This is a genomic window from Citrobacter sp. Awk 2, assembly GCF_028069815.1.
In the GTDB taxonomy this organism is placed as follows: Bacteria; Pseudomonadota; Gammaproteobacteria; order Enterobacterales; family Enterobacteriaceae; genus Citrobacter.
On the sequence record NZ_JANEWL010000004.1, the window covers coordinates 1 to 22,081 of the forward strand.

General features: G+C 52.5%; 21 protein-coding genes, 2 tRNA genes and 2 rRNA genes. 18 read left to right on the forward strand and 7 right to left on the reverse strand.

Features of this window, described 5'->3' with window-relative positions; all coding sequences use genetic code 11:
- The 4 genes from NNO02_RS01965 to NNO02_RS01980 all read left to right on the forward strand — a co-directional run.
- Positions 1-235, forward strand: a 23S ribosomal RNA gene (locus tag NNO02_RS01965); the annotation flags it as partial.
- Positions 236-331: 96 nt separating this feature from the next.
- Positions 332-447 (forward strand): 5S ribosomal RNA (gene rrf, locus NNO02_RS01970).
- A 55-nt stretch (positions 448-502) separates the two neighbouring features.
- Positions 503-579: transfer RNA gene (locus NNO02_RS01975), tRNA-Asp, on the forward strand.
- A gap of 52 nt (positions 580-631) precedes the next feature.
- A tRNA-Trp gene (locus NNO02_RS01980) sits at positions 632-707 on the forward strand.
- Positions 708-808: 101 nt separating this feature from the next.
- Here NNO02_RS01980 and hdfR read toward each other — a convergent pair.
- Entirely contained in the window at positions 809-1,654 is an 846-nt protein-coding gene (gene hdfR, locus NNO02_RS01985; protein ID WP_271449840.1) for an HTH-type transcriptional regulator HdfR, read from the reverse strand.
- 106 nt (positions 1,655-1,760) lie between these two features.
- Between hdfR and maoP the strand changes: the two genes are divergently transcribed.
- On the forward strand, positions 1,761-2,099 hold the full coding sequence (gene maoP / locus NNO02_RS01990) for a macrodomain Ori organization protein MaoP (RefSeq protein ID WP_003018025.1): 339 nt from the start codon (positions 1,761-1,763) through the stop codon (positions 2,097-2,099).
- Positions 2,100-2,124: 25 nt separating this feature from the next.
- On the opposite strand, the gene NNO02_RS01995 is transcribed toward maoP, so the two are convergent.
- Complete coding sequence (locus NNO02_RS01995; RefSeq protein WP_271454117.1) at positions 2,125-3,645, reverse strand: YifB family Mg chelatase-like AAA ATPase; 1,521 nt, start codon at positions 3,643-3,645, stop codon at positions 2,125-2,127.
- Between the two features lie 352 nt (positions 3,646-3,997).
- Between NNO02_RS01995 and ilvL the strand changes: the two genes are divergently transcribed.
- From ilvL to ilvA, 6 genes are all read left to right on the forward strand, one after another.
- A complete protein-coding gene (gene ilvL, locus NNO02_RS02000) occupies positions 3,998-4,096 on the forward strand; it encodes an ilv operon leader peptide (RefSeq protein WP_001311244.1) in 99 nt (32 codons plus the stop codon).
- Positions 4,097-4,235: 139 nt separating this feature from the next.
- Entirely contained in the window at positions 4,236-5,882 is a 1,647-nt protein-coding gene (ilvG, locus tag NNO02_RS02005; RefSeq protein WP_271454118.1) for an acetolactate synthase 2 catalytic subunit, read from the forward strand.
- A complete protein-coding gene (gene ilvM, locus NNO02_RS02010; protein WP_003018017.1) occupies positions 5,879-6,142 on the forward strand; it encodes an acetolactate synthase 2 small subunit in 264 nt (87 codons plus the stop codon). Before ilvG ends, ilvM begins: the two co-directional genes overlap by 4 nt.
- A 17-nt stretch (positions 6,143-6,159) precedes the next feature.
- Positions 6,160-7,089, forward strand: a complete 930-nt coding sequence (locus NNO02_RS02015) for a branched-chain amino acid transaminase (RefSeq protein WP_271440989.1) — start codon at positions 6,160-6,162, stop codon at positions 7,087-7,089.
- Positions 7,090-7,149: 60 nt separating this feature from the next.
- A complete protein-coding gene (gene ilvD / locus NNO02_RS02020) occupies positions 7,150-9,000 on the forward strand; it encodes a dihydroxy-acid dehydratase (RefSeq protein WP_271440990.1) in 1,851 nt (616 codons plus the stop codon).
- A 4-nt stretch (positions 9,001-9,004) separates the two neighbouring features.
- On the forward strand, positions 9,005-10,549 hold the full coding sequence (gene ilvA, locus NNO02_RS02025; protein WP_271454119.1) for a threonine ammonia-lyase, biosynthetic: 1,545 nt from the start codon (positions 9,005-9,007) through the stop codon (positions 10,547-10,549).
- Positions 10,550-10,581: 32 nt separating this feature from the next.
- Here ilvA and ilvY read toward each other — a convergent pair whose 3' ends face one another.
- The gene (gene ilvY, locus NNO02_RS02030) at positions 10,582-11,472 is read right to left on the reverse strand and encodes an HTH-type transcriptional activator IlvY (protein WP_271440992.1); all 891 of its coding nucleotides are present in this window, start codon (positions 11,470-11,472) and stop codon (positions 10,582-10,584) included.
- 153 nt (positions 11,473-11,625) lie between these two features.
- On the opposite strand from ilvY, the gene ilvC reads away from it, so the two are divergent.
- From ilvC to NNO02_RS02045, 3 genes are all read left to right on the forward strand, one after another.
- Complete coding sequence (ilvC, locus tag NNO02_RS02035) at positions 11,626-13,101, forward strand: ketol-acid reductoisomerase (protein ID WP_048214056.1); 1,476 nt, start codon at positions 11,626-11,628, stop codon at positions 13,099-13,101.
- Positions 13,102-13,293: 192 nt separating this feature from the next.
- Entirely contained in the window at positions 13,294-13,737 is a 444-nt protein-coding gene (locus tag NNO02_RS02040) for an Rrf2 family transcriptional regulator (RefSeq protein ID WP_271440993.1), read from the forward strand.
- Positions 13,730-14,095 (forward strand): DUF1360 domain-containing protein, encoded by a 366-nt coding sequence (locus tag NNO02_RS02045; protein ID WP_137383186.1) that lies wholly within the window; start codon positions 13,730-13,732, stop codon positions 14,093-14,095. The genes NNO02_RS02040 and NNO02_RS02045 overlap by 8 nt, the downstream gene beginning before the upstream one ends.
- Before the next feature lie 76 nt (positions 14,096-14,171).
- On the opposite strand, the gene ppiC (NNO02_RS02050) is transcribed toward NNO02_RS02045, so the two are convergent.
- Both ppiC (NNO02_RS02050) and ppiC (NNO02_RS02055) read right to left on the reverse strand, forming a co-directional pair.
- Complete coding sequence (gene ppiC, locus NNO02_RS02050) at positions 14,172-14,453, reverse strand: peptidylprolyl isomerase PpiC (RefSeq protein ID WP_003017999.1); 282 nt, start codon at positions 14,451-14,453, stop codon at positions 14,172-14,174.
- 51 nt (positions 14,454-14,504) lie between these two features.
- Entirely contained in the window at positions 14,505-14,786 is a 282-nt protein-coding gene (gene ppiC, locus NNO02_RS02055; RefSeq protein WP_035896545.1) for a peptidylprolyl isomerase PpiC, read from the reverse strand.
- 116 nt (positions 14,787-14,902) lie between these two features.
- Between ppiC (NNO02_RS02055) and rep the strand changes: the two genes are divergently transcribed.
- Positions 14,903-16,924, forward strand: a complete 2,022-nt coding sequence (gene rep, locus NNO02_RS02060; protein WP_271449835.1) for a DNA helicase Rep — start codon at positions 14,903-14,905, stop codon at positions 16,922-16,924.
- A gap of 48 nt (positions 16,925-16,972) precedes the next feature.
- On the opposite strand, the gene gppA is transcribed toward rep, so the two are convergent.
- Positions 16,973-18,454, reverse strand: coding sequence for a guanosine-5'-triphosphate,3'-diphosphate diphosphatase (gene gppA / locus NNO02_RS02065; RefSeq protein WP_271454120.1), 1,482 nt, complete (start codon positions 18,452-18,454; stop codon positions 16,973-16,975).
- A gap of 136 nt (positions 18,455-18,590) precedes the next feature.
- Positions 18,591-19,859: an ATP-dependent RNA helicase RhlB gene (rhlB, locus tag NNO02_RS02070; protein WP_137383183.1), complete on the reverse strand. Its 1,269-nt coding sequence runs from the start codon at positions 19,857-19,859 to the stop codon at positions 18,591-18,593.
- Positions 19,860-20,098: 239 nt separating this feature from the next.
- Between rhlB and trxA the strand changes: the two genes are divergently transcribed.
- The 3 genes from trxA (at position 20,099) to rho (ending at position 22,026) form a co-directional block, all read left to right on the forward strand.
- Complete coding sequence (trxA, locus tag NNO02_RS02075; RefSeq protein ID WP_001280776.1) at positions 20,099-20,428, forward strand: thioredoxin TrxA; 330 nt, start codon at positions 20,099-20,101, stop codon at positions 20,426-20,428.
- Between the two features lie 176 nt (positions 20,429-20,604).
- Positions 20,605-20,688: a rho operon leader peptide gene (locus NNO02_RS02080; protein ID WP_101743114.1), complete on the forward strand. Its 84-nt coding sequence runs from the start codon at positions 20,605-20,607 to the stop codon at positions 20,686-20,688.
- A gap of 78 nt (positions 20,689-20,766) precedes the next feature.
- Positions 20,767-22,026 (forward strand): transcription termination factor Rho, encoded by a 1,260-nt coding sequence (rho, locus tag NNO02_RS02085; RefSeq protein WP_002437993.1) that lies wholly within the window; start codon positions 20,767-20,769, stop codon positions 22,024-22,026.
- The last annotated feature ends 55 nt before the right edge of the window (positions 22,027-22,081 follow it).

The window sequence follows — 22,081 nt, forward strand, 5'->3', positions numbered from 1 at the left end:
AGTGGACGCATCACTGGTGTTCGGGTTGTCATGCCAATGGCATTGCCCGGTAGCTAAATGCGGAAGAGATAAGTGCTGAAAGCATCTAAGCACGAAACTTGCCCCGAGATGAGTTCTCCCTGAGACTATAAGTCTCCTGAAGGAACGTTAAAGACGATGACGTTGATAGGTCGGGTGTGTAAGTGTAGCGATACATTGAGCTAACCGATACTAATGAACCGTGAGGCTTAACCTTACAACGCCGAAGATGTTTTGGCGAAGAGAGACATTGATTTCAGNTTGATTACAGATTACATCAGAACGCAAAAAGCGGTCTGATAAACAGAATTTGCCTGGCGGCTGTAGCGCGGTGGTCCCACCTGACCCCATGCCGAACTCAGAAGTGAAACGCCGTAGCGCCGATGGTAGTGTGGGGTCTCCCCATGCGAGAGTAGGGAACTGCCAGGCATCAAATTGCAGTAAACCGGGATGAATAATCCGGGTGGTGACAAAGAAATTCGGTGGAGCGGTAGTTCAGTTGGTTAGAATACCTGCCTGTCACGCAGGGGGTCGCGGGTTCGAGTCCCGTCCGTTCCGCCACTTATTAGAAAATTAAGCCTGCTACTAAGCAGGCTTAATGATAAGAAAATTTAGGGGCGTAGCTCAGTTGGTAGAGCACCGGTCTCCAAAACCGGGTGTCGCGAGTTCGAGTCTCTCCGCCCCTGCCAGAAACAATCCTTAGCATTTTTGCTAAGGATTTTTTTTACCTGAACATTTTGTTTGAGATCTTCCTGTTCATTGTTTCCCGGCATCCTTGCCAGCGTTTTCATTAATCTTCCAAAATATTTGTTTTCAGCAGATCACGAATTAGCGCATGTTTGTCGCTATTTTGCAGCCAAACCGCATATAGCGGACGTGAAAGCGTCGTACTGTCAGTAACCGTGTGAAGATCGCTTTTGGTTCTGGCCCAGTTGACGGGAAGCCAACTAAACCCCTTAATTACAGAAAGTTGCTGTCTTGCCAGTTCTGCAGAACTGGTGGTAAGTACCGGCACTTCATCTCCTGCAATCAATCCCGCTTCGTGTTGCTGAAAGTCAGGTCCCCATTCCAGACGCAGATAATTCAGTTCATCTTTGGTTTGTGAAGGAGAACTGCAATAGAGCGCCAGCGTGAAATATCCCAACAGTTGGCTGCTAAATTCGTCCATTTTGGGCGTTTCGGTAGTAATCAGTAGATCAAGCTGTCGTTCATGGAGCTGTTTTACTAACGACTGTCGCTGAGCGATCCTCGCTTCAAACTGCAGGCTGGATTGTGGCTCCTGAGATTGGTATAAACGCCGCAACCAGTCATTGAGCATGCATTCCCAAAGGGATGCACTGGCACCGATCGAAAACTCGTTGTGCCGCGAGGTATTTGCGACCTCCTTACGTGCTGCTTGCCACGTATTCATCAGCGTTTCTGCGTAAGGCAATAATTTCTCACCCGCAGCGGTCAAACGAATATTGTTTCTGTGTCGGGTGAACAGGTTCACACCCAGTTGATTTTCCAGTTGTCTGATCCGAAAACTTACTGCCGACTGGGTCAGGTAGAGCGCTTCAGCTGCCCGACCAAAGTGGCGTGTCCGGCTAACTTCCAGGAAAGTTTTTAACAATTCCGTATCCACAACGCGCTCCATAAAATTATTTGTCGTGATGATTTAAATCTTTTGTTTGACGCTCTGTCAAGCGTAACTAATACTCCGCGCCATAAATAGCTCGGCCAAAGAATTAGGAGCGTGCAGGATGGCGGAAAGCTTTACGACGACTAATCGATATTTCGACAATAAATATTACCCCCGCGGATTCTCCCGTCATGGTGATTTCACCATTAAAGAGGCACAGCTGCTCGAGCGTCATGGCTATGCCTTCAACGAGCTGGATCTGGGCAAACGTGAGCCAGTAACGGAAGAAGAAAAATTGTTTGTTGCGGTATGCCGCGGTGAACGTGAACCGGTTACTGAGGCTGAACGTGTGTGGTCCAAGTACATGACGCGTATTAAGCGTCCGAAACGCTTCCACACTCTGTCTGGCGGGAAACCTCAGGTAGAAGGTGCAGAAGATTACACCGAATCTGATGATTGATAAAAAAAGGGCGTAAGCCCTTTTTTTATGCCTGTAATTTCTGCAGGTGAATTAATAACCGATCTATCGCCCGATAAGCAACGGCCTCCTGTAAGTGCAGGCGGGTGATATGGTTGCACTGTTCAATATCCGCAATTGTACGTGCGACTTTTATCAGACGTAGCCAGGCGCGGATGGACAATCCAAGACGAGCTAACGTGTCCTCAAGCCAGTGCGCATCATCTCTACGAAGCATGCAAAATTTATGTATATCCTGACTGTCCAGATACGCATTTAACTTATTTTGCCGCTGGTACTGACGTTCCCGTGCAGCCAGAACGCGTTGTTTTACCGTAGCGCTGTCTTCTCCTTTCACCGCGCACTGGCTGAGTATGCCTGGGGGTGGCAAGGGGATTTCGAGGGAGAGATCAAAGCGGTCAAGAAAAGGCCCTGATAGTCGATTGAGATAACGCAGCGTCTGTTCTGAACTGCTGCGGTTATGGTTCCCCTGATAATGGCCCGTTGGGCTGGGATTCATAGCAGCAATCAGTTGAAAACGCGCTGGGTAGGTTATTTTAGCCCGCGTGCGGGACAAATGGATCTGTCCAGACTCAATAGGCTCGCGTAGTGCATCCAGCGTGCGTCGCTCAAACTCAGGTAATTCATCCAGAAATAATATACCGTTATGCGCCAGGGAGATCTCTCCCGGGGCGGGAATAGAACCACCCCCCACCATTGCGGTTAATGAAGCACTGTGATGGGGAGAACGAAAAGGGCGTTGCTTCCACTGTTTTTGTATTGTATCGGAATTGACCAGACTGAGGATCGCTGCACTTTCCAGCGCCTCATCGTTGCTAAGTGGAGGAAGCAATCCCCTGAGGCGGCTGGCCAGCATGGTCTTGCCCGTACCCGGAGGGCCGATAAGCAGGAGGTTGTGACCACCTGCGGCGGTGATCTCCAGCCCCCGTTTGCCCTGTTCCTGACCGATGACATCACTGAGATCCTCTGGCGAAGGTTCGGCGGTAAAGTCTGCAGATTGCGGTTTATCTAAATCATGCTTTCCTTCCAGAAATGCGCATACCGCCTGAAGGTGATCGGCAATCAAGCACCCTTCACCGTGTATTAGGCCAACTTCTGCGGCATTCTCTTTAGCGACAATGATTCGCCGGCCTGCACGAATCGCTTCGGTTGCACTTGATATAGCGCCTGGAACGCCGCGTAAAGCGCCTGTAAGCGCTAATTCGCCTACCAGCTCATAGGTATCGAGATTATGGGTTGTAAGCTGCTCAGAGGCGGCCAGAAGCGCAACGGCGATAGGTAAATCATATCGCCCACCTTCTTTGGGGAGGTCAGCCGGAGCCAGGTTGATGGTTATCTTCCTGGCGGGGAATTCATACCCGCTATTAATAATTGCACTGCGTACCCGATCGCGAGCCTCTTTCACTGTCGTTTCAGGTAACCCCACCATGGTTAAACCAGGCAGGCCATTACTAATATGTACTTCGATGGTAATGGCTGGTGCATTCACGCCGAGGGCGGCGCGTGTGTGAACAATCGATAGTGACATAACCCCTCCTGATAGGAATATTATGTCTCAATAGATATTGGCAAGATTCTGCATAATTGGTGTTTTTAGATGCTTATTCCTGTGTTTTTGTGTACTCAGGTATTGTTTGCACTATGTCTGGAATCTCGCTCGCAAATGCGTATGAGTGTGCTGAGAGAAGGGATCGCAGATTGTGCTGATGCGCTGAAACGTGAAATATTTTCATTTTATATTTTTTGTATAAAAAACAACGGTATTTATCTAAACCGTTAACGGCGTCAGAAAAATGAAAACAAAAATATCTTGTGCTATTCGCAAATTCTATGGTAACTCTTTAGGCATTCCTTCGAACAAGATGCAAGAAAATACAAAAATGACAGCCCTTCTACGAGTGATTAGCCTGGTCGTGATTAGCGTGGTGGTGATTATTATCCCACCGTGCGGGGCTGCACTTGGACGAGGAAAGGCTTAGAAAACAAGCCTTAACGAACTAAGACCCCCGCACCGAAAGGTTCGGGGGTTTTTTTTGACCTTAAAAACAGACACGAGGAGCAGAAAGTGAACGGTAGCATAAAATTCTGTTTCTCAAGATTTACGGCGGGGATGTAACTATGAATGGGGCTCAGTGGGTGGTACATGCGTTGCGTGCACAAGGGGTTAAAACCGTTTTCGGTTATCCCGGTGGCGCAATTATGCCGGTTTACGATGCGTTGTATGACGGCGGCGTAGAACACCTGTTGTGCCGTCATGAGCAGGGCGCGGCGATGGCGGCTATTGGCTATGCCCGCTCTACAGGTAAAACCGGTGTATGCATCGCCACTTCCGGTCCAGGTGCTACCAACCTGATTACGGGTCTTGCTGATGCGCTGTTAGATTCCGTTCCTGTTGTGGCCATCACCGGCCAGGTTGCTGCACCATTCATCGGAACCGATGCGTTTCAGGAAGTGGACGTGCTGGGTATGTCGCTGTCCTGCACCAAACATAGCTTCCTGGTCCAGTCACTGGAGGAGTTGCCGCGCATTATGGCGGAAGCTTTCAACGTGGCTAACTCCGGCCGTCCGGGGCCTGTTCTGGTTGATATCCCGAAAGATATCCAGTTAGCCAGCGGTATGCTGGAACCGTATTTCACGACCGTAGAAGATGCGGCCGCATTCCCTCATGCTGACGTTGAGCTGGCGCGTAACATGCTGGCGCAGGCGCAAAAACCAATCCTGTACGTAGGGGGGGGCGTTGGTATGGCGCAGGCGGTTCCTGCCCTGCGTGAATTTATCGCGCTGACCCAATTACCGGTCGCTTGTACGCTGAAAGGTCTGGGCGCCGTTGACGCTGATTATTCGTATTACCTGGGAATGCTGGGGATGCACGGAACCAAGGCCGCGAATTTTGCGGTGCAGGAATGCGACTTACTGATCGCTGTCGGGGCTCGTTTTGATGACCGGGTGACTGGCAAGCTGAACACCTTCGCTCCGAACGCCAGCGTGATCCACATGGATATCGATCCGGCTGAGATGAACAAACTGCGTCAGGCGCACGTAGCGTTACAGGGCGATTTAAATACGCTGTTACCGGCATTACAACAACCTCTGAACGTTGACGCCTGGCGTCAGCACAGTGCAGAACTGCGCGCAGAGCATACCTGGCGCTACGACCATCCGGGTGAGGCCATCTATGCGCCGTTGTTGTTAAAACAACTGTCGGACCGTAAACCTGCGGAAAGCGTTGTTACAACGGATGTTGGCCAGCATCAGATGTGGTCGGCACAGCATATGACCTATACCCGCCCGGAAAATTTCATTACTTCCAGCGGGTTGGGAACGATGGGCTTTGGTTTACCTGCTGCGGTTGGCGCGCAGGTAGCTCGCCCGAACGATACGGTAATCTGTATCTCCGGTGACGGTTCCTTCATGATGAATGTACAGGAGCTGGGCACCGTAAAACGCAAGCAATTGCCGTTGAAGATCGTCTTACTCGACAACCAACGGTTAGGCATGGTTCGACAATGGCAGCAGCTGTTTTTCCAGGAACGTTATAGCGAAACTACCCTTACCGATAACCCCGATTTCCTCATGTTGGCCAGTGCCTTCGGCATCCCAGGTCAACACATCACCCGTAAAGACCAGGTTGAAGCGGCTCTCGACACTATGCTGAACAGTGAGGGGCCATACCTGCTTCATGTCTCAATCGACGAACTTGAGAATGTCTGGCCTCTGGTACCACCAGGTGCCAGCAACTCAGAAATGCTGGAGAAATTATCATGATGCAACATCAGGTCGCCGTTGAGGCTCGTTTCAACCCGGAAACGTTAGAACGTGTTTTACGCGTGGTACGCCATCGTGGTTTTCAGGTGTGCTCCATGAATATGGAAGCCGCCAGCGATGCGCAGAATATAAATATCGAATTGACCGTTGCCAGCCCCCGGTCGGTCGACTTACTGTTTAGTCAGTTAAGTAAACTGGTAGATGTTGCACACGTTGCTATCTGCCAGAGCACAACCACATCACAACAAATCCGCGCCTGAGCGCAAAAGGAAGAAAAATGACGACGAAAAAAGCTGATTACATTTGGTCTAATGGCGAGATGATTCGTTGGGAAGACGCGAAGGTTCACGTGATGTCCCACGCGCTGCATTACGGTACTTCGGTATTTGAAGGCATCCGTTGCTACGACTCTCACAAAGGGCCGGTGGTGTTCCGTCATCGCGAACATATGCAGCGTCTGCGTGATTCAGCCAAGATCTATCGTTTTCCGGTCTCTCAGAGCGTTGATGAACTGATGGAAGCGTGCCGCGCGGTGATCCGCAAAAACAATCTGACCAGCGCCTATATCCGTCCGCTAGTTTTTGTTGGCGATGTAGGTATGGGCGTTAACCCGCCTGCGGGATACACCACTGATGTGATTATTGCTGCGTTCCCATGGGGGGCTTACCTCGGTGCAGATGCTCTGGATCAGGGGATTGATGCCATGGTTTCTTCCTGGAACCGTGTTGCACCAAACACTATCCCTACTGCGGCTAAAGCTGGTGGTAACTATTTGTCTTCGTTGCTGGTGGGTAGCGAAGCGCGTCGTCATGGTTATCAGGAAGGTATTGCGCTGGACGTGAATGGCTACATCTCCGAAGGTGCCGGTGAAAACCTGTTTGAAGTTAAAGACGGCATTCTGTTCACCCCGCCATTTACCTCTTCTGCGCTGCCAGGCATCACGCGTGACGCGATCATTAAGCTGGCGAAAGATCTCGATATCGAAGTGCGTGAGCAGGTACTTTCCCGTGAATCGCTGTATCTGGCCGACGAAGTGTTCATGTCCGGCACCGCAGCGGAAATCACACCAGTACGCAGCGTTGATGGTATTCAGGTCGGTGAAGGCCGCTGCGGTCCAGTCACCAAACGCATCCAGCAAGCCTTCTTTGGCCTCTTCACCGGTGAAACGGAAGATAAATACGGCTGGTTGGATCAGGTTAATCAATAAACATAAATTTGGGACGGCACGCACCGTCCCAATTATTAGACAGACGGGAGTTAATCAAGCATGCCTAAGTATCGTTCTGCCACCACCACCCATGGCCGTAATATGGCGGGTGCCCGCGCATTGTGGCGCGCCACCGGGATGACCGATGACGACTTCGGTAAACCGATTATCGCTGTGGTGAACTCCTTTACCCAGTTCGTGCCAGGGCACGTGCATCTGCGCGATCTCGGTAAGCTGGTTGCCGAACAAATTGAAGCTTCAGGCGGCGTAGCAAAAGAGTTCAACACCATTGCTGTGGATGACGGAATTGCCATGGGCCACGGGGGCATGCTGTATTCACTGCCGTCGCGCGAGCTGATTGCCGATTCGGTCGAGTACATGGTTAACGCCCACTGTGCCGATGCGATGGTCTGCATCTCCAACTGCGACAAAATCACCCCCGGGATGTTAATGGCCTCTTTGCGCCTGAATATTCCGGTGATCTTTGTTTCCGGTGGCCCAATGGAAGCCGGGAAAACCAAGCTTTCTGACCAAATCATCAAGCTCGACCTGGTTGATGCGATGATTCAGGGCGCGGACCCGAAAGTCTCTGACTCACAAAGCGAACAGGTTGAGCGTTCCGCCTGTCCGACTTGCGGCTCCTGCTCGGGGATGTTCACCGCCAACTCGATGAACTGTCTGACCGAAGCGTTGGGTCTGTCGCAGCCGGGTAATGGTTCGCTGCTGGCGACCCACGCTGACCGTAAGCAACTGTTTCTCAATGCCGGTTCGCGTATTGTCGAGTTGACCAAACGCTATTATGAGCAGGATGACGCTTCCGCTCTGCCGCGCAACATTGCCAGCAAGGCGGCGTTTGAAAACGCTATGACCCTGGATATCGCAATGGGCGGCTCCACCAACACCGTTCTGCACCTGCTGGCGGCAGCGCAGGAAGCGGAAATCGACTTCACTATGAGTGACATCGACAAGCTGTCCCGCAAAGTCCCGCAACTGTGTAAAGTGGCGCCGAGTACGCAGAAATACCATATGGAAGATGTGCACCGTGCGGGCGGCGTACTGGGCATTTTAGGTGAACTGGACAGAGCAGGCCTGCTGAACCGTGACGTGAAAAACGTGTTGGGTCTGACGCTGCCGCAAACGCTCGATCGCTATGACGTGATGCTGACCAAAGATGACGCGGTGAAAAAGATGTTCCGCGCAGGCCCGGCCGGCATCCGTACCACCCAAGCGTTCTCGCAGGACTGCCGTTGGGATACGCTGGATGACGATCGCGCCGAAGGTTGTATCCGCTCGCTGGAACACGCCTACAGCAAAGACGGCGGCCTGGCTGTGTTGTACGGTAACTTCGCGGAAAACGGCTGCATCGTGAAAACCGCAGGCGTGGATGACAGCATCCTGAAATTCACCGGCCCGGCAAAAGTGTATGAAAGCCAGGACGATGCGGTTGAGGCTATTCTTGGCGGCAAAGTGGTTGCCGGCGACGTGGTAGTTATTCGCTATGAAGGGCCGAAAGGCGGGCCGGGCATGCAGGAAATGCTCTACCCAACCACCTTCCTGAAATCGATGGGTCTGGGCAAGGCCTGTGCCCTGATAACAGATGGCCGTTTCTCTGGCGGTACTTCGGGCCTCTCTATCGGTCACGTTTCACCGGAAGCGGCCAGCGGCGGTAATATCGCGATTATCGAAGATGGCGACATGATTGCTATCGATATCCCGAATCGTGGCATTCAACTGCAACTGAGTGATGCGGAAATCGCTGCGCGCCGTGAAGCGCAGGAAGCACGCGGTGACAAAGCCTGGACACCAAAAGATCGTCAGCGTCAGGTCTCTTTTGCCCTGCGCGCCTATGCCAGCCTGGCAACCAGCGCCGACAAAGGTGCGGTGCGCGATAAATCGAAACTGGGGGGTTAAGACGATGGCGGATTCACAACCCCTGTCCGGCACACCGGAAGGTGCTGAATATCTCAGAGCGGTACTGCGTGCGCCGGTGTACGAAGCGGCGCAGGTCACACCGTTACAAAAAATGGACAAGCTCTCTTCGCGCCTCGATAACGTCATTCTGGTGAAACGCGAAGACCGACAGCCCGTGCACAGTTTCAAGCTGCGCGGAGCCTATGCCATGATGGCGGGACTGACTGAAGCGCAGAAAGCGCATGGCGTGATCACTGCATCAGCAGGAAACCATGCCCAGGGCGTGGCGTTCTCCTCTGCGCGTTTAGGTGTGAAAGCGCTGATTGTCATGCCGACGGCTACCGCTGATATCAAAGTCGATGCCGTGCGCGGTTTCGGTGGCGAAGTATTGCTGCACGGCGCGAACTTTGATGAAGCCAAAGCCAAAGCAATTGAGCTGTCGCAACAGCAAGGCTTTACCTGGGTCCCGCCGTTCGATCACCCGATGGTGATTGCCGGGCAAGGTACGCTGGCGCTGGAATTACTGCAGCAGGATGCCCATCTTGATCGCGTTTTTGTACCGGTCGGTGGCGGTGGTCTGGCCGCCGGTGTCGCAGTACTGATTAAACAGTTGATGCCACAAATTAAAGTGATTGCCGTGGAGGCTGAAGATTCTGCTTGCCTGAAAGCGGCGCTGGAGGCCGGTCATCCGGTGGATCTCCCACGCGTCGGTCTTTTTGCTGAAGGCGTAGCGGTTAAACGCATTGGTGATGAAACCTTCCGTCTGTGCCAGGAGTATCTCGATGACATTATCACCGTCGATAGCGATGCTATTTGCGCGGCGATGAAAGACCTGTTTGAAGATGTGCGAGCCGTGGCTGAGCCATCGGGCGCGCTGGCGCTGGCAGGAATGAAAAAATACATCGCCCAGCACAATATTCGCGGTGAACGGCTGGCGCATGTGCTTTCTGGTGCCAACGTTAATTTCCACGGCCTGCGCTACGTTTCTGAACGCTGCGAGCTCGGGGAGCAACGTGAAGCATTGCTGGCAGTGACCATCCCGGAAGAGAAGGGCAGTTTCCTGAAATTCTGCCAATTGCTGGGTGGGCGCTCGGTTACTGAGTTTAACTACCGTTTTGCTGATGCCAAAGACGCTTGTATTTTTGTCGGGGTACGTCTGAGTCGTGGGCTGGAGGAACGTAAGGAAATTCTTCAGTTGCTCAACGAGGGTGGCTACAGTGTGGTGGATCTTTCCGACGATGAAATGGCAAAACTGCACGTGCGCTATATGGTCGGTGGACGTCCGTCAAAACCCTTGCAGGAGCGACTGTACAGCTTCGAATTCCCGGAATCGCCGGGGGCGCTGCTGAAGTTTCTGCATACTCTGGGGACGCACTGGAATATTTCATTGTTCCACTACCGCAGTCATGGAACTGACTACGGCCGTGTTCTGGCGGCGTTTGAACTGGGCGATCATGAGCCGGATTTTGAAACGCGACTAAATGAGCTGGGCTACGACTGCCATGATGAGAGTCATAACCCTGCGTTCAGGTTCTTTCTGGCAGGGTAGGCCGGATAAGGCGCTTGTGCCGCCATCCGGCATTAGTGCCCAGGTAGCAAGCTCCAGAACGCATCAATAAGCGGCTCATGCAGCCGCTTTTTTTGTGCGCATACGCCCAGCTCGAACGGTGTTTTTTCGTCGCTACGTTCCAGTATCATCACGCGGTTACGTACCGGCTCCGGGCTGTTTTCCAGCACCACTTCTGGCAACAATGCTACGCCGCAGCCCAGTGCGACCATGGATACCATTGCCTCGTGACCGCCCACCGTGGCGTAAATTGACGGATTGCTGATTTTATTGCGCCGGAACCATAGCTCAATACGGCGGCGAACCGGCCCCTGGTCAGCCATGATAAAGGGTACTGTGGACCAGTCAGGTTCCTCTACGGAAATCTGATTGCGTACCGGGCAAGGCAGTGCTGGCGCTATCAATACCACAGCCAGGTTCTCCAACATGGAAAAGGCCACCGCGCCAGGCAGCGTTTCTGGCTTCCCGGCAATCGCCAGGTCAGCCTCGCCAGTGACCACTTTATCCATCGCATCAGCGGCATCACCGGTAGTGAGTTTGATTTCCACCGACGGGTGTTCGGCACGGAAGCGATCAAGGATCGGTGGTAAATGGCTGTAGGCGGCAGTCACCGAGCAGAAGATATGCAGTTCACCGGACAACGACGGTCCTTGCTGATCAATGGTATGGCGTAATTGCTGATACTGCAGCAGCGTCTGTTGGGCAAAAACGCGCAGCTCTTCACCCGCTTCGGTGAGCGTGACCGTGCGGTTATCACGGACAAATAGCGCCTGACCAAGATCCTCTTCCAGGCGTTGAATCTGCCGGGAAAGCGTAGAAGGACTGACGTGCATGGCCCGTGCACTTCGGCCAAAGTGGCGACTTTCCGCCAGGTGCAGGAAGGTTTTTAGATCGCGTAAATCCACAGACGAGCCTCCGGGTTTCTACGTTGCATAAATTGCAATGTAATGTTGTGAATATATCAATTTCCGCAATAAATTTCCTGTTGTAATGTGGGTTCATTCTCGCTGAAACGCGAACCGAACAATAAGACACACAACATCACGGAGTACACCATCATGGCTAACTACTTTAATACACTGAATCTGCGTCAGCAGCTGGCTCAACTGGGCAAATGTCGCTTCATGGGCCGCGAAGAATTCGCCGACGGCGCAAGCTACCTTCAGGGTAAAAAAGTGGTCATCGTCGGCTGTGGCGCGCAGGGTCTGAACCAGGGCCTGAACATGCGTGACTCCGGTCTGGATATCTCCTACGCCCTGCGTAAAGAAGCGATCGCTGAGAAACGTGCTTCCTGGCGTAAAGCGACCGAAAACGGCTTCAAAGTGGGTACCTACGAAGAGCTGATCCCGCAGGCGGATCTGGTCGTGAACCTGACGCCAGACAAACAGCACTCCGACGTTGTGCGTTCCGTACAGCCGCTGATGAAAGACGGCGCGGCGTTGGGTTACTCCCACGGCTTTAACATCGTTGAAGTGGGCGAGCAGATCCGTAAAGACATCACCGTAGTGATGGTGGCACCGAAGTGTCCGGGTACCGAAGTACGTGAAGAGTACAAACGTGGTTTCGGTGTGCCGACGCTGATCGCTGTTCATCCGGAAAACGATCCGAAAGGCGAAGGTATGGCCATTGCTAAAGCCTGGGCTGCGGCAACCGGCGGTCACCGTGCGGGCGTACTGGAATCCTCTTTCGTTGCGGAAGTGAAATCTGACCTGATGGGCGAGCAGACTATCCTGTGCGGTATGCTGCAGGCGGGCTCTCTGCTGTGCTTCGACAAGCTGGTGGAAGAAGGTACCGACCCGGCTTACGCAGAAAAACTGATTCAGTTCGGTTGGGAAACCATCACCGAAGCGCTGAAGCAGGGCGGCATCACTCTGATGATGGACCGTCTGTCTAACCCGGCAAAACTGCGCGCTTATGCGCTGTCCGAACAGCTGAAAGAGATCATGGCGCCGCTGTTCCAGAAACACATGGATGACATCATCTCCGGTGAATTCTCTTCCGGCATGATGGCTGACTGGGCTAACGACGATAAGAAGCTGCTGACCTGGCGTGAAGAGACCGGTAAAACCGCGTTCGAAACCGCACCGCAGTTTGAAGGTAAAATCGGCGAGCAGGAATACTTCGATAAAGGTGTTCTGATGATTGCGATGGTGAAAGCGGGCGTTGAGCTGGCGTTCGAAACCATGGTGGATTCCGGCATCATCGAAGAGTCTGCTTACTACGAATCACTGCACGAACTGCCGCTGATCGCGAACACCATCGCCCGTAAGCGTCTGTACGAAATGAACGTGGTTATCTCCGATACCGCAGAATACGGTAACTACCTGTTCTCTTACGCTTGCGTACCGCTGCTGAAAGAGTTTATGACTACCCTGCAGACCGGCGACCTGGGCAAAGCGATTGCTGAAGGCGCGGTAGACAACGCCCAGCTGCGCGACGTGAACGAAGCTATTCGCGGCCACGCTATCGAGCAGGTTGGTAAGAAACTGCGCGGCTACATGACCGATATGAAGCGTATCGCAGTAGCAGGCTAATAAAACCTCGTTATCATCCGGCCCGGTCAGCGCCTCGCTACCGGGCCGTTTTTTTATCTGCGTTTGACGGGATCGCTCGCTCCACTCTCTTATCATCTAAATTCATCTTTTTATCATGTAGATAGCTTTTATTTGTACAGATGATCATTTCTGGGATTGCTCATATCTATCTTATGTAATATTGTAAGTTACATGAAAACAAACAACTCATTCTCAGCAACGCTGCACATCCTGCTTCACCTGGAGCAGATGGACAAACCTCTGACATCCGAACAGATGGCTGCCTTTATCGACGGCAATCCGGCATTCATCCGCAAGCTGCTTGCCGGGCTCAGGGAAAACAACATTGTCTGTGCCACTAAGGGGCACCACGGCGGCTGGCGGCTGTGTCGGCCGGTTAGCGACATCACGCTTTACGATATCTACATGGCGCTCGGCGAACCGGCGCTGTTTGCGTTGGGCAACCGCAGCGAAAACCCGCAGTGCCTGGTAGAACAGGGGGTAAACCGGGTGATGTCAGAGACGCTCGCCGATGCGCAGACGCTGATCCTCGATCGTTTTAAACGCCTGACGCTACAGGATATCGGCAGCGAATTTATTAGCTACTTCAACGACAAAGGCCACGACCATGATTGAAAATTTAACCACCTGCCTGATGATTGCGATGGCGGCGAGCAGTATTTCGATGACGGTGACGCAGACGGAGCTGTTTGCCGCGTTTCGCGAATGGACGACGGAAAAGAACGCGCTGATGGGGCACTTATTCCACTGCTTCTATTGCTTAAGCCACTGGGTGGTATTTGGCGGGATGGCGGTATATCGCCCGGCGCTGTTGAACAGCGGGTTTGCGCTGATTGACTGGGTGATGACGGCGTTTATCGTGATTACTATCACTACGCTGATTAACGGCCTGATGTTTAAGGTGTTCCAGGCGGCGGTTAGCACCCACGTGATGAAGCATAACGCCCAGCAGACGCTGCAATCGCAGAAATAAAAATCCGGCGTTGCCTCGTCCGGGCTACGAACGACCGGTAGCCCGGACGAGGCAACGCCGACGCCGGGGATACACCTTAGTTACGGTACAACACCTTAATGATGTGGTAACCGAACTGAGTGTGCAGCGGGCCGGTTGGCTCCAGCACTGGGCAGGAGAAGACCACTTTATCGAACGCCGGAACCATCTGGCCCTGGCGGAATTCACCTAAGTCACCGCCGCGTTTGCCCGATGGGCAGATGGAGTGCTTCTTCGCCAGCTTGCCGAAATCTGCGCCGTTTTTAATCTGTTCCAGAAGATCCAGTGCCAGTTTCTCTTCTTTCACCAGGATATGCACTGCTGCTGCTGTTTTTGCCATGATCGAGCCTTTCTATAAGCGAGTCTGTAAGGCTGGCGATTTTAGCATGGCTTATCGCCGATACAGCACCTTGATGATGTGATAGCCAAATTTGGTTTTGACCGGCCCGAAAGGCTTAAGTAGCGGACAGCTAAAAACGGCGGCGTCGAATGGCCCCACCATCATCCCCTGCTTAAATTCGCCAAGATCGCCACCGTTGCGCCCGGAAGGGCAGCGGGAATAGCGTTTTGCCAGATGATCGAAGCTGATTCCTCGCTCCAGTTTGCTGAGGATCTCCAGCGCCAGTTTTTCTTCTTTTACCAGGATGTGCAGGGCTGCCGCGCTCTTTGCCATAAGGTCACTCTTATCGTTGATTTGCTACCCAACACTTTACCATTCGGCGGGTAAATCTCAGCCTGACTTTCTGCTACAATCCACACCCCCGTGTTTACAGATTGAGCAATGCCCCTATGCGTTTAAACCCCGGACAACAACAAGCCGTCGAATTCGTCACTGGCCCTTGCCTGGTGCTGGCGGGGGCGGGTTCCGGTAAGACGCGCGTTATCACCAATAAAATTGCGCACCTGATTCGCGTTTGTGGCTATCAGGCGCGGCATATCGCGGCGGTGACGTTTACCAATAAGGCCGCCCGTGAAATGAAAGAGCGTGTAGCGCAGACGCTCGGTCGTAAAGAAGCACGTGGATTGATGATCTCCACCTTCCACACTCTGGGGCTGGATATCATCAAGCGTGAATTTGCGGCGTTGGGGATGAAGTCGAACTTCTCGCTGTTTGACGATACCGATCAGGTCGCCCTGCTTAAGGAACTGACCGAAGGGTTAATTGAGGACGATAAACTGATCCTCCAACAGCTGATCTCCACGATCTCCAACTGGAAAAACGATCTGATGACCCCGGCGCAGGCAGCGGCCAGCGCTAAAGGCGAACGCGATCGTATTTTTGCGCACTGCTATGGTCTGTACGACGCGCATATGAAGGCGTGTAACGTTCTTGACTTTGACGATCTGATCTTACTCCCGACGCTTCTGCTTCAACGTAATGAAGAGGTTCGTGAGCGCTGGCAAAACAAGATTCGCTACCTGCTGGTGGATGAATATCAGGATACCAACACCAGCCAGTACGAGTTGGTGAAGTTATTGGTGGGCAGCCGTGCACGCTTCACCGTCGTGGGTGATGACGATCAGTCGATTTACTCGTGGCGTGGTGCGCGTCCACAAAACCTGGTGCTGCTGAGCAAAGATTTTCCGGCGCTGCAGGTGGTTAAGCTGGAGCAGAACTATCGTTCTTCCGGGCGTATCCTGAAGGCCGCGAACATCCTCATTGCCAATAACCCGCATGTATTTGAAAAGCGGTTGTTCTCTGAGCTGGGCTACGGACCTGAGCTGAAAGTACTGAGTGCCAACAACGAAGAGCATGAAGCGGAACGTGTGACCGGGGAGTTGATTGCTCATCACTTCGTGAATAAGACGCAGTATAAGGACTATGCGATCCTGTATCGTGGCAACCACCAGTCACGAGTGTTCGAAAAATTCCTGATGCAGAACCGCATCCCGTACAAAATTTCCGGGGGGACATCGTTTTTCTCGCGTCCGGAAATCAAAGATCTGCTCGCCTATCTGCGCGTGCTGAGCAACCCGGATGACGACAGCGCGTTTCTGCGTATTGTTAATACACCGAAGCGTGAGATCGGCCCGGCGACACTGCAAAAGTTGGGTGAGTGGGCCATGACGCGTAATAAAAGCCTGTTTACCGCCAGTTTTGATATGGGGCTTAGCCAGACGCTGACCGGCCGCGGTTATGATTCTCTGACCCGCTTTACGCACTGGCTAGGGGAAATCCAGCGCCTCGCGGAGCGTGAACCGATTGCCGCCGTGCGTGACCTGATCCATGGCATTGATTACGAATCCTGGCTGTATGAGACTTCGCCGAGCCCAAAAGCGGCGGAAATGCGTATGAAGAACGTCAACACGCTGTTCAGTTGGATGACGGAGATGCTGGAAGGCAGCGATCTGGAAGAGCCGATGACCCTGACTCAGGTTGTTACCCGTTTTACCCTGCGCGATATGATGGAGCGTGGAGAAAGCGAAGAAGAGTTGGATCAGGTGCAGCTGATGACGCTACATGCTTCAAAAGGGCTGGAGTTCCCCTATGTGTTTATGGTGGGAATGGAAGAGGGCTTTTTACCTCATCAGAGCAGCATTGATGAAGACAACATTGATGAGGAGCGTCGTCTGGCCTACGTCGGCATTACCCGCGCACAGAAAGAGCTTATCTTCACGTTGTGTAAAGAGCGCCGTCAGTACGGGGAGCTGGTGCGCCCGGAGCCGAGCCGCTTCCTGCTGGAACTGCCACAGGATGACGTAATCTGGGAACAGGAGCGTAAAGTGGTGAGCGCTGAGGAGCGGATGCAAAAGGGGCAAGCCAGTATCGCGAATATTCGGGCCATGATGGCGAAAGCAAAAGAGAAGTAGGTTTTTGTAGGCCGGATCAGCGTAGCGCCATCCGGCAATACTTGAAGTTTAGTGCACTTCTAAAGGCCAGTGAACATAGCTTTGCCACTGGCTTTCTTGATCGATGAGCTCTTTACCCAGTGGGTGATGCGCCAGCCATCCGGCAGGTAGCGTTACCGTAAGGTGTTCATCTCTTGCATCCAAATGAACCTCCGGCACTAAATCGTCACGGCGGCGGCTTGCGAAGATGATCGCAAGCCGTAACAAGCGACAAAGATGCTCAGCGATACGCGGAGGCACGGCGTTTTGCTGGTGGAGCGAAGAGAGATCGACTGGGTTGGTCTGATTTAATAACAGCGTGGCTAACAGTTTTTTTTGCGCGGGGGTAAATCCCGGGAGATCGAGGTTGCGTACCAGATACGCCGCATGCTGTGGTGCCTGCTTAAAATCGACGCTCAGCCCAATTTCATGTAACTGGCAGGCGCTAATCAGTAGTTCACGACTTATCGCTTCAAGATGCCACTTTTTTTCTACCTGATCGAGGAATTTAGTCGCCAGATTGGCAACCCGATGCGCTTGCTCAGTATCGACCATAAATCGACGCTGAATATTACGCAACGTACGGCTGCGAATATCCTGATCCACTGCCAGATGTAACATGCCGTAGACCAGACCTTCGCGTAAAGCGCCACCTGCGAGGGTCATGCACTGAATGTTCAGTTCCGTGAAAATAGCGATCAGAATGGCCAGTCCGCTGGGGAACACCAATGCGCGTTCCAGCGTTAGGCCCTCTATTTCCAGCTCTTCCAGGCGTCCACAATGAATGGCGCGCTGTCTTAACTGCTGGAGTTTCGCCAGCGTAATACGCTCATCCATTCCCTGCGCCATCATGATTTCCTGTAGTGCCTGCACGGTACCAGAGGCACCAACACAGACTTTCCAGCCATGAAAGCGCAGTTTATCTGCTACCGGGCGTAGAACCTCACGCGCCGCCTTCTCTGCTTCGTCAAAATTTTCCTGCGCCAGATTACGATCGGTGAAGTACCGTTCGAGCCAGGTAACGCAGCCCATTGACAGACTAAACAAGGAGGTGGTTTGTGCGCCGGAACCGGTGACCAGTTCAGTACTGGCACCACCAATATCAACGACCAGGCGCTGATCGGCTCCGCCGGTAGTATGGGCGACACCCTGATAAATCAGTCGGGCTTCTTCTTCGCCGCTAATCACCTGGACAGGACAGCCGAGGATCTCTTGTGCTTTAGCGATAAACGCGTTGGCGTTTACGGCAATACGTAGTGTCGCGGTGGCGACGACGCGGATTTGCGGGTGTGGGATATCCTGCAGACGTTCTGCAAACAGGCGCAGACATTGCCAGCCGCGTTCCATGGCTTCAGCGGAGAGAACGTTGTCGTTGTTCAGGCCGGCAGCCAGACGCACCTTGCGTTTGATACGCGTGAGCGTCTGGATGCTTCCCGCCACCTCGCGTACAACCAGCATATGAAAACTATTAGAGCCGAGATCTATTGCCGCATACAGCGAAGTAGAATTCATACACTTCATCCTTCAACCTGTATCTGTGTTGGCTGCGTTCTCTCACCCGAATCACTGACTAAAGTAAGCTCATCGGGATTCGTTTTCTTGCCGCCTTGATACAGGCTGAATGATTTTGTGTATGGCATAACTTTTCTTAACCTGAACGACGACGATTACGTGGGGCACCGCCGGTACGACGCGGGCCATTGCCTGGGCGTGGGCGCGTCAGGCGCAGCGGCTTCGGCAGGTCGGTCATCAGCGCGTCCGGGTTGTACTTACTGACCGGAATCGAGTGGCCAATGTAGGTCTCGATTGCAGGTAAATTCAGCGCGTACTCTTCACAAGCCAGGCTAATAGAATGACCACTTGCGCCTGCACGACCTGTACGACCAATGCGGTGGACGTAATCTTCACAATCATCCGGCAGGTCATAGTTAAACACGTGCGTTACGGCTGGAATGTGCAGGCCACGTGCCGCGACATCGGTCGCGACGAGAATATCGAGATCGCCACGGGTGAACTCATCAAGGATACGCAGGCGTTTTTTCTGCGCCACATCACCGGTAAGCAGGCCTACGCGATGTCCGTCAGCAGCAAGACTGCCCCAGATCTCTTCACAGCGATGTTTGGTGTTCGCAAAAACAATGGCGCGATCTGGCCACTCTTCTTCAATCAGCGTTTGCAGCAAACGCATTTTCTCTTCGTTTGAAGGATAGAAGAGTTCTTCTTTAATACGGTGGCCCGTCTTCTGTTCCGGTTCAACTTCAACGTACTCGGCGTTGTTCATCTGTTCAAACGCCAGTTCACGGACGCGGTAAGAGAGGGTTGCGGAAAACAGCATGTTCAGGCGTTGAGTGGTTGGCGGCATACGGCGGAACAGCCAACGAATATCTTTAATAAAGCCAAGATCGTACATACGATCGGCTTCATCCAGTACCACGACCTGAATCGCGCCCAGGTTGATATGGTTCTGCTTTGCGTAGTCAATGAGACGACCGGTAGTGCCGATAAGAATATCGACGCCGCTTTCCAGCACTTTCAGCTGTTTGTCATAGCCATCACCGCCATAAGCCAGGCCTAATTTCAGACCAGTGGTCTGTGCCAGCGGCTCAGCGTCGGCGTGGATCTGCACGGCTAACTCACGCGTTGGCGCCATAATTAACGCACGCGGTTGGTTCACCTTACGATCGGCAATCGCGGGATGAGAGAGAAGATAATGAAACGTTGACGTCAGGAACGCCATCGTTTTTCCGGTACCGGTTTGCGCCTGCCCTGCAACATCACGGCCTGCCAGCGTTAGCGGCAGCGCGAGGGCCTGAATGGGCGTGCAGTTATGAAACCCTTTATTTTCAAGGGCTTCTATCACCTTTGGGTGCAGGGCGAAGTCGGAAAACTTCTGTTCTGTTAAATGTGTTTTGCTCATAGTGTGGTAGAATATCAGCTTACTATTGCTTTACGAAAGCGTATCCGGTGAAATAAAGTCAACCTTTAGTTGGTTAATACTGTACACAATTCATTCATGATGCGTCGAGATGGCAAGTGAATGGGTCCACAGAAGCGTACTGAGTACGTAACTGGGACACAGCGCACAGCCAACAAAAAGGCGGCTTGAAGGATGATGTGTAAACACCAACACACCAGGCTTATTCCTGTGGAGTTATTATGAGCGATAAAATTATTCACCTGACTGACGACAGTTTTGACACGGATGTACTCAAAGCGGACGGAGCGATCCTCGTTGATTTCTGGGCAGAGTGGTGCGGTCCGTGCAAAATGATCGCTCCGATTCTGGATGAAATCGCTGACGAATATCAGGGCAAATTGACGGTTGCTAAACTGAACATTGACCAAAACCCAGGCACCGCGCCGAAGTATGGTATTCGTGGCATCCCGACCCTTCTGCTGTTTAAAAACGGTGAAGTTGCGGCGACTAAAGTTGGCGCACTGTCCAAAGGTCAGTTGAAAGAGTTCCTCGACGCTAACTTAGCGTAAGGAAGTATCATGATCGGGCGGCCATACTTCGAAATGATTCGGATGACTGGACGCCCGACTTGAGTCGTGCTAAGTTAGTGTTGACTTCGTATTAAACATACCTTATTAAGTTTGAATCTAGCTTTATCCAATACTTCCCGTTGTTTCTCGTGCGAGAAGTTGACAGATTCAGGGCCTTGTCACTCAATCCGTCTTGTCGTTTCAGTTCTGCGTACTTTCCTGTGACCAGACAGCGAACAGACATGAGTCGATGGCCGTAAACAGGCATGGATGACCCTGCCATACCATTCACAACATTAAGTTCGAGATTTACCCCAAGTTTAAGAACTCACACCATTATGAATCTTACCGAATTAAAGAATACGCCGGTTTCTGAGCTGATCACTCTCGGCGAAAATATGGGCCTTGAAAACCTGGCTCGTATGCGCAAGCAGGACATTATTTTTGCCATCCTGAAGCAGCACGCAAAGAGTGGCGAAGATATCTTTGGTGACGGTGTGCTGGAGATATTGCAGGATGGATTTGGTTTCCTCCGCTCTGCAGACAGCTCCTACCTCGCCGGTCCTGATGACATCTACGTTTCCCCAAGCCAAATCCGCCGTTTCAACCTCCGCACTGGTGATACCATTTCTGGTAAGATTCGCCCGCCGAAAGAAGGTGAACGCTATTTTGCGCTGTTGAAAGTTAACGAAGTTAACTACGACAAACCGGAAAACGCCCGTAACAAAATCCTCTTCGAAAACTTAACGCCGCTGCACGCAAACTCCCGTCTGCGTATGGAGCGTGGTAATGGTTCTACCGAGGACTTAACGGCGCGCGTACTGGATCTGGCATCGCCGATCGGTCGTGGTCAACGTGGTCTGATTGTAGCACCGCCGAAAGCGGGTAAAACCATGCTGCTGCAGAACATTGCGCAGAGCATTGCCTACAACCACCCGGACTGCGTGCTGATGGTTCTGCTGATTGACGAACGTCCGGAAGAAGTGACCGAGATGCAGCGTCTGGTTAAAGGTGAAGTTGTGGCTTCTACCTTTGACGAACCCGCATCTCGCCACGTTCAGGTTGCGGAAATGGTAATCGAGAAGGCGAAACGTCTGGTTGAACATAAGAAAGACGTTATCATCCTGCTCGACTCCATCACGCGTCTGGCGCGTGCTTACAACACCGTGGTCCCGGCTTCCGGTAAAGTACTGACCGGTGGTGTGGACGCTAACGCCCTGCACCGTCCGAAGCGTTTCTTCGGTGCGGCACGTAACGTGGAAGAGGGTGGCAGCCTGACCATCATCGCAACTGCGCTTATCGATACCGGCTCTAAAATGGATGAAGTTATCTACGAAGAGTTTAAAGGTACCGGCAACATGGAACTGCATCTCTCTCGTAAGATTGCTGAAAAACGCGTCTTCCCGGCTATCGACTACAATCGTTCCGGTACCCGTAAAGAAGAGCTGCTTACCACCCAGGAAGAGCTGCAGAAAATGTGGATCCTGCGCAAAATCATCCATCCGATGGGTGAAATTGATGCGATGGAGTTCCTCATTAATAAGCTGGCGATGACGAAGACCAATGATGACTTCTTCGATATGATGAAGCGCTCATAATTCAGACATCATCCGAAAACGCCACGTTTTTACGTGGCGTTTTGCTTTTATAGCT

Coding starts and splice junctions, on each gene's coding strand:
- hdfR (WP_271449840.1), bottom strand. CDS start 1,654: ATGGAGCGCGTTGTGGATACGGAATTGTTAAAAACTTTCCTGGAAGTT.
- maoP (WP_003018025.1), top strand. CDS start 1,761: ATGGCGGAAAGCTTTACGACGACTAATCGATATTTCGACAATAAATAT.
- NNO02_RS01995 (WP_271454117.1), bottom strand. CDS start 3,645: ATGTCACTATCGATTGTTCACACACGCGCCGCCCTCGGCGTGAATGCA.
- ilvL (WP_001311244.1), top strand. CDS start 3,998: ATGACAGCCCTTCTACGAGTGATTAGCCTGGTCGTGATTAGCGTGGTG.
- ilvG (WP_271454118.1), top strand. CDS start 4,236: ATGAATGGGGCTCAGTGGGTGGTACATGCGTTGCGTGCACAAGGGGTT.
- ilvM (WP_003018017.1), top strand. CDS start 5,879: ATGATGCAACATCAGGTCGCCGTTGAGGCTCGTTTCAACCCGGAAACG.
- NNO02_RS02015 (WP_271440989.1), top strand. CDS start 6,160: ATGACGACGAAAAAAGCTGATTACATTTGGTCTAATGGCGAGATGATT.
- ilvD (WP_271440990.1), top strand. CDS start 7,150: ATGCCTAAGTATCGTTCTGCCACCACCACCCATGGCCGTAATATGGCG.
- ilvA (WP_271454119.1), top strand. CDS start 9,005: ATGGCGGATTCACAACCCCTGTCCGGCACACCGGAAGGTGCTGAATAT.
- ilvC (WP_048214056.1), top strand. CDS start 11,626: ATGGCTAACTACTTTAATACACTGAATCTGCGTCAGCAGCTGGCTCAA.
- NNO02_RS02040 (WP_271440993.1), top strand. CDS start 13,294: ATGAAAACAAACAACTCATTCTCAGCAACGCTGCACATCCTGCTTCAC.
- NNO02_RS02045 (WP_137383186.1), top strand. CDS start 13,730: ATGATTGAAAATTTAACCACCTGCCTGATGATTGCGATGGCGGCGAGC.
- ppiC (WP_003017999.1), bottom strand. CDS start 14,453: ATGGCAAAAACAGCAGCAGCAGTGCATATCCTGGTGAAAGAAGAGAAA.
- ppiC (WP_035896545.1), bottom strand. CDS start 14,786: ATGGCAAAGAGCGCGGCAGCCCTGCACATCCTGGTAAAAGAAGAAAAA.
- rep (WP_271449835.1), top strand. CDS start 14,903: ATGCGTTTAAACCCCGGACAACAACAAGCCGTCGAATTCGTCACTGGC.
- gppA (WP_271454120.1), bottom strand. CDS start 18,454: ATGAATTCTACTTCGCTGTATGCGGCAATAGATCTCGGCTCTAATAGT.
- rhlB (WP_137383183.1), bottom strand. CDS start 19,859: ATGAGCAAAACACATTTAACAGAACAGAAGTTTTCCGACTTCGCCCTG.
- trxA (WP_001280776.1), top strand. CDS start 20,099: ATGAGCGATAAAATTATTCACCTGACTGACGACAGTTTTGACACGGAT.
- rho (WP_002437993.1), top strand. CDS start 20,767: ATGAATCTTACCGAATTAAAGAATACGCCGGTTTCTGAGCTGATCACT.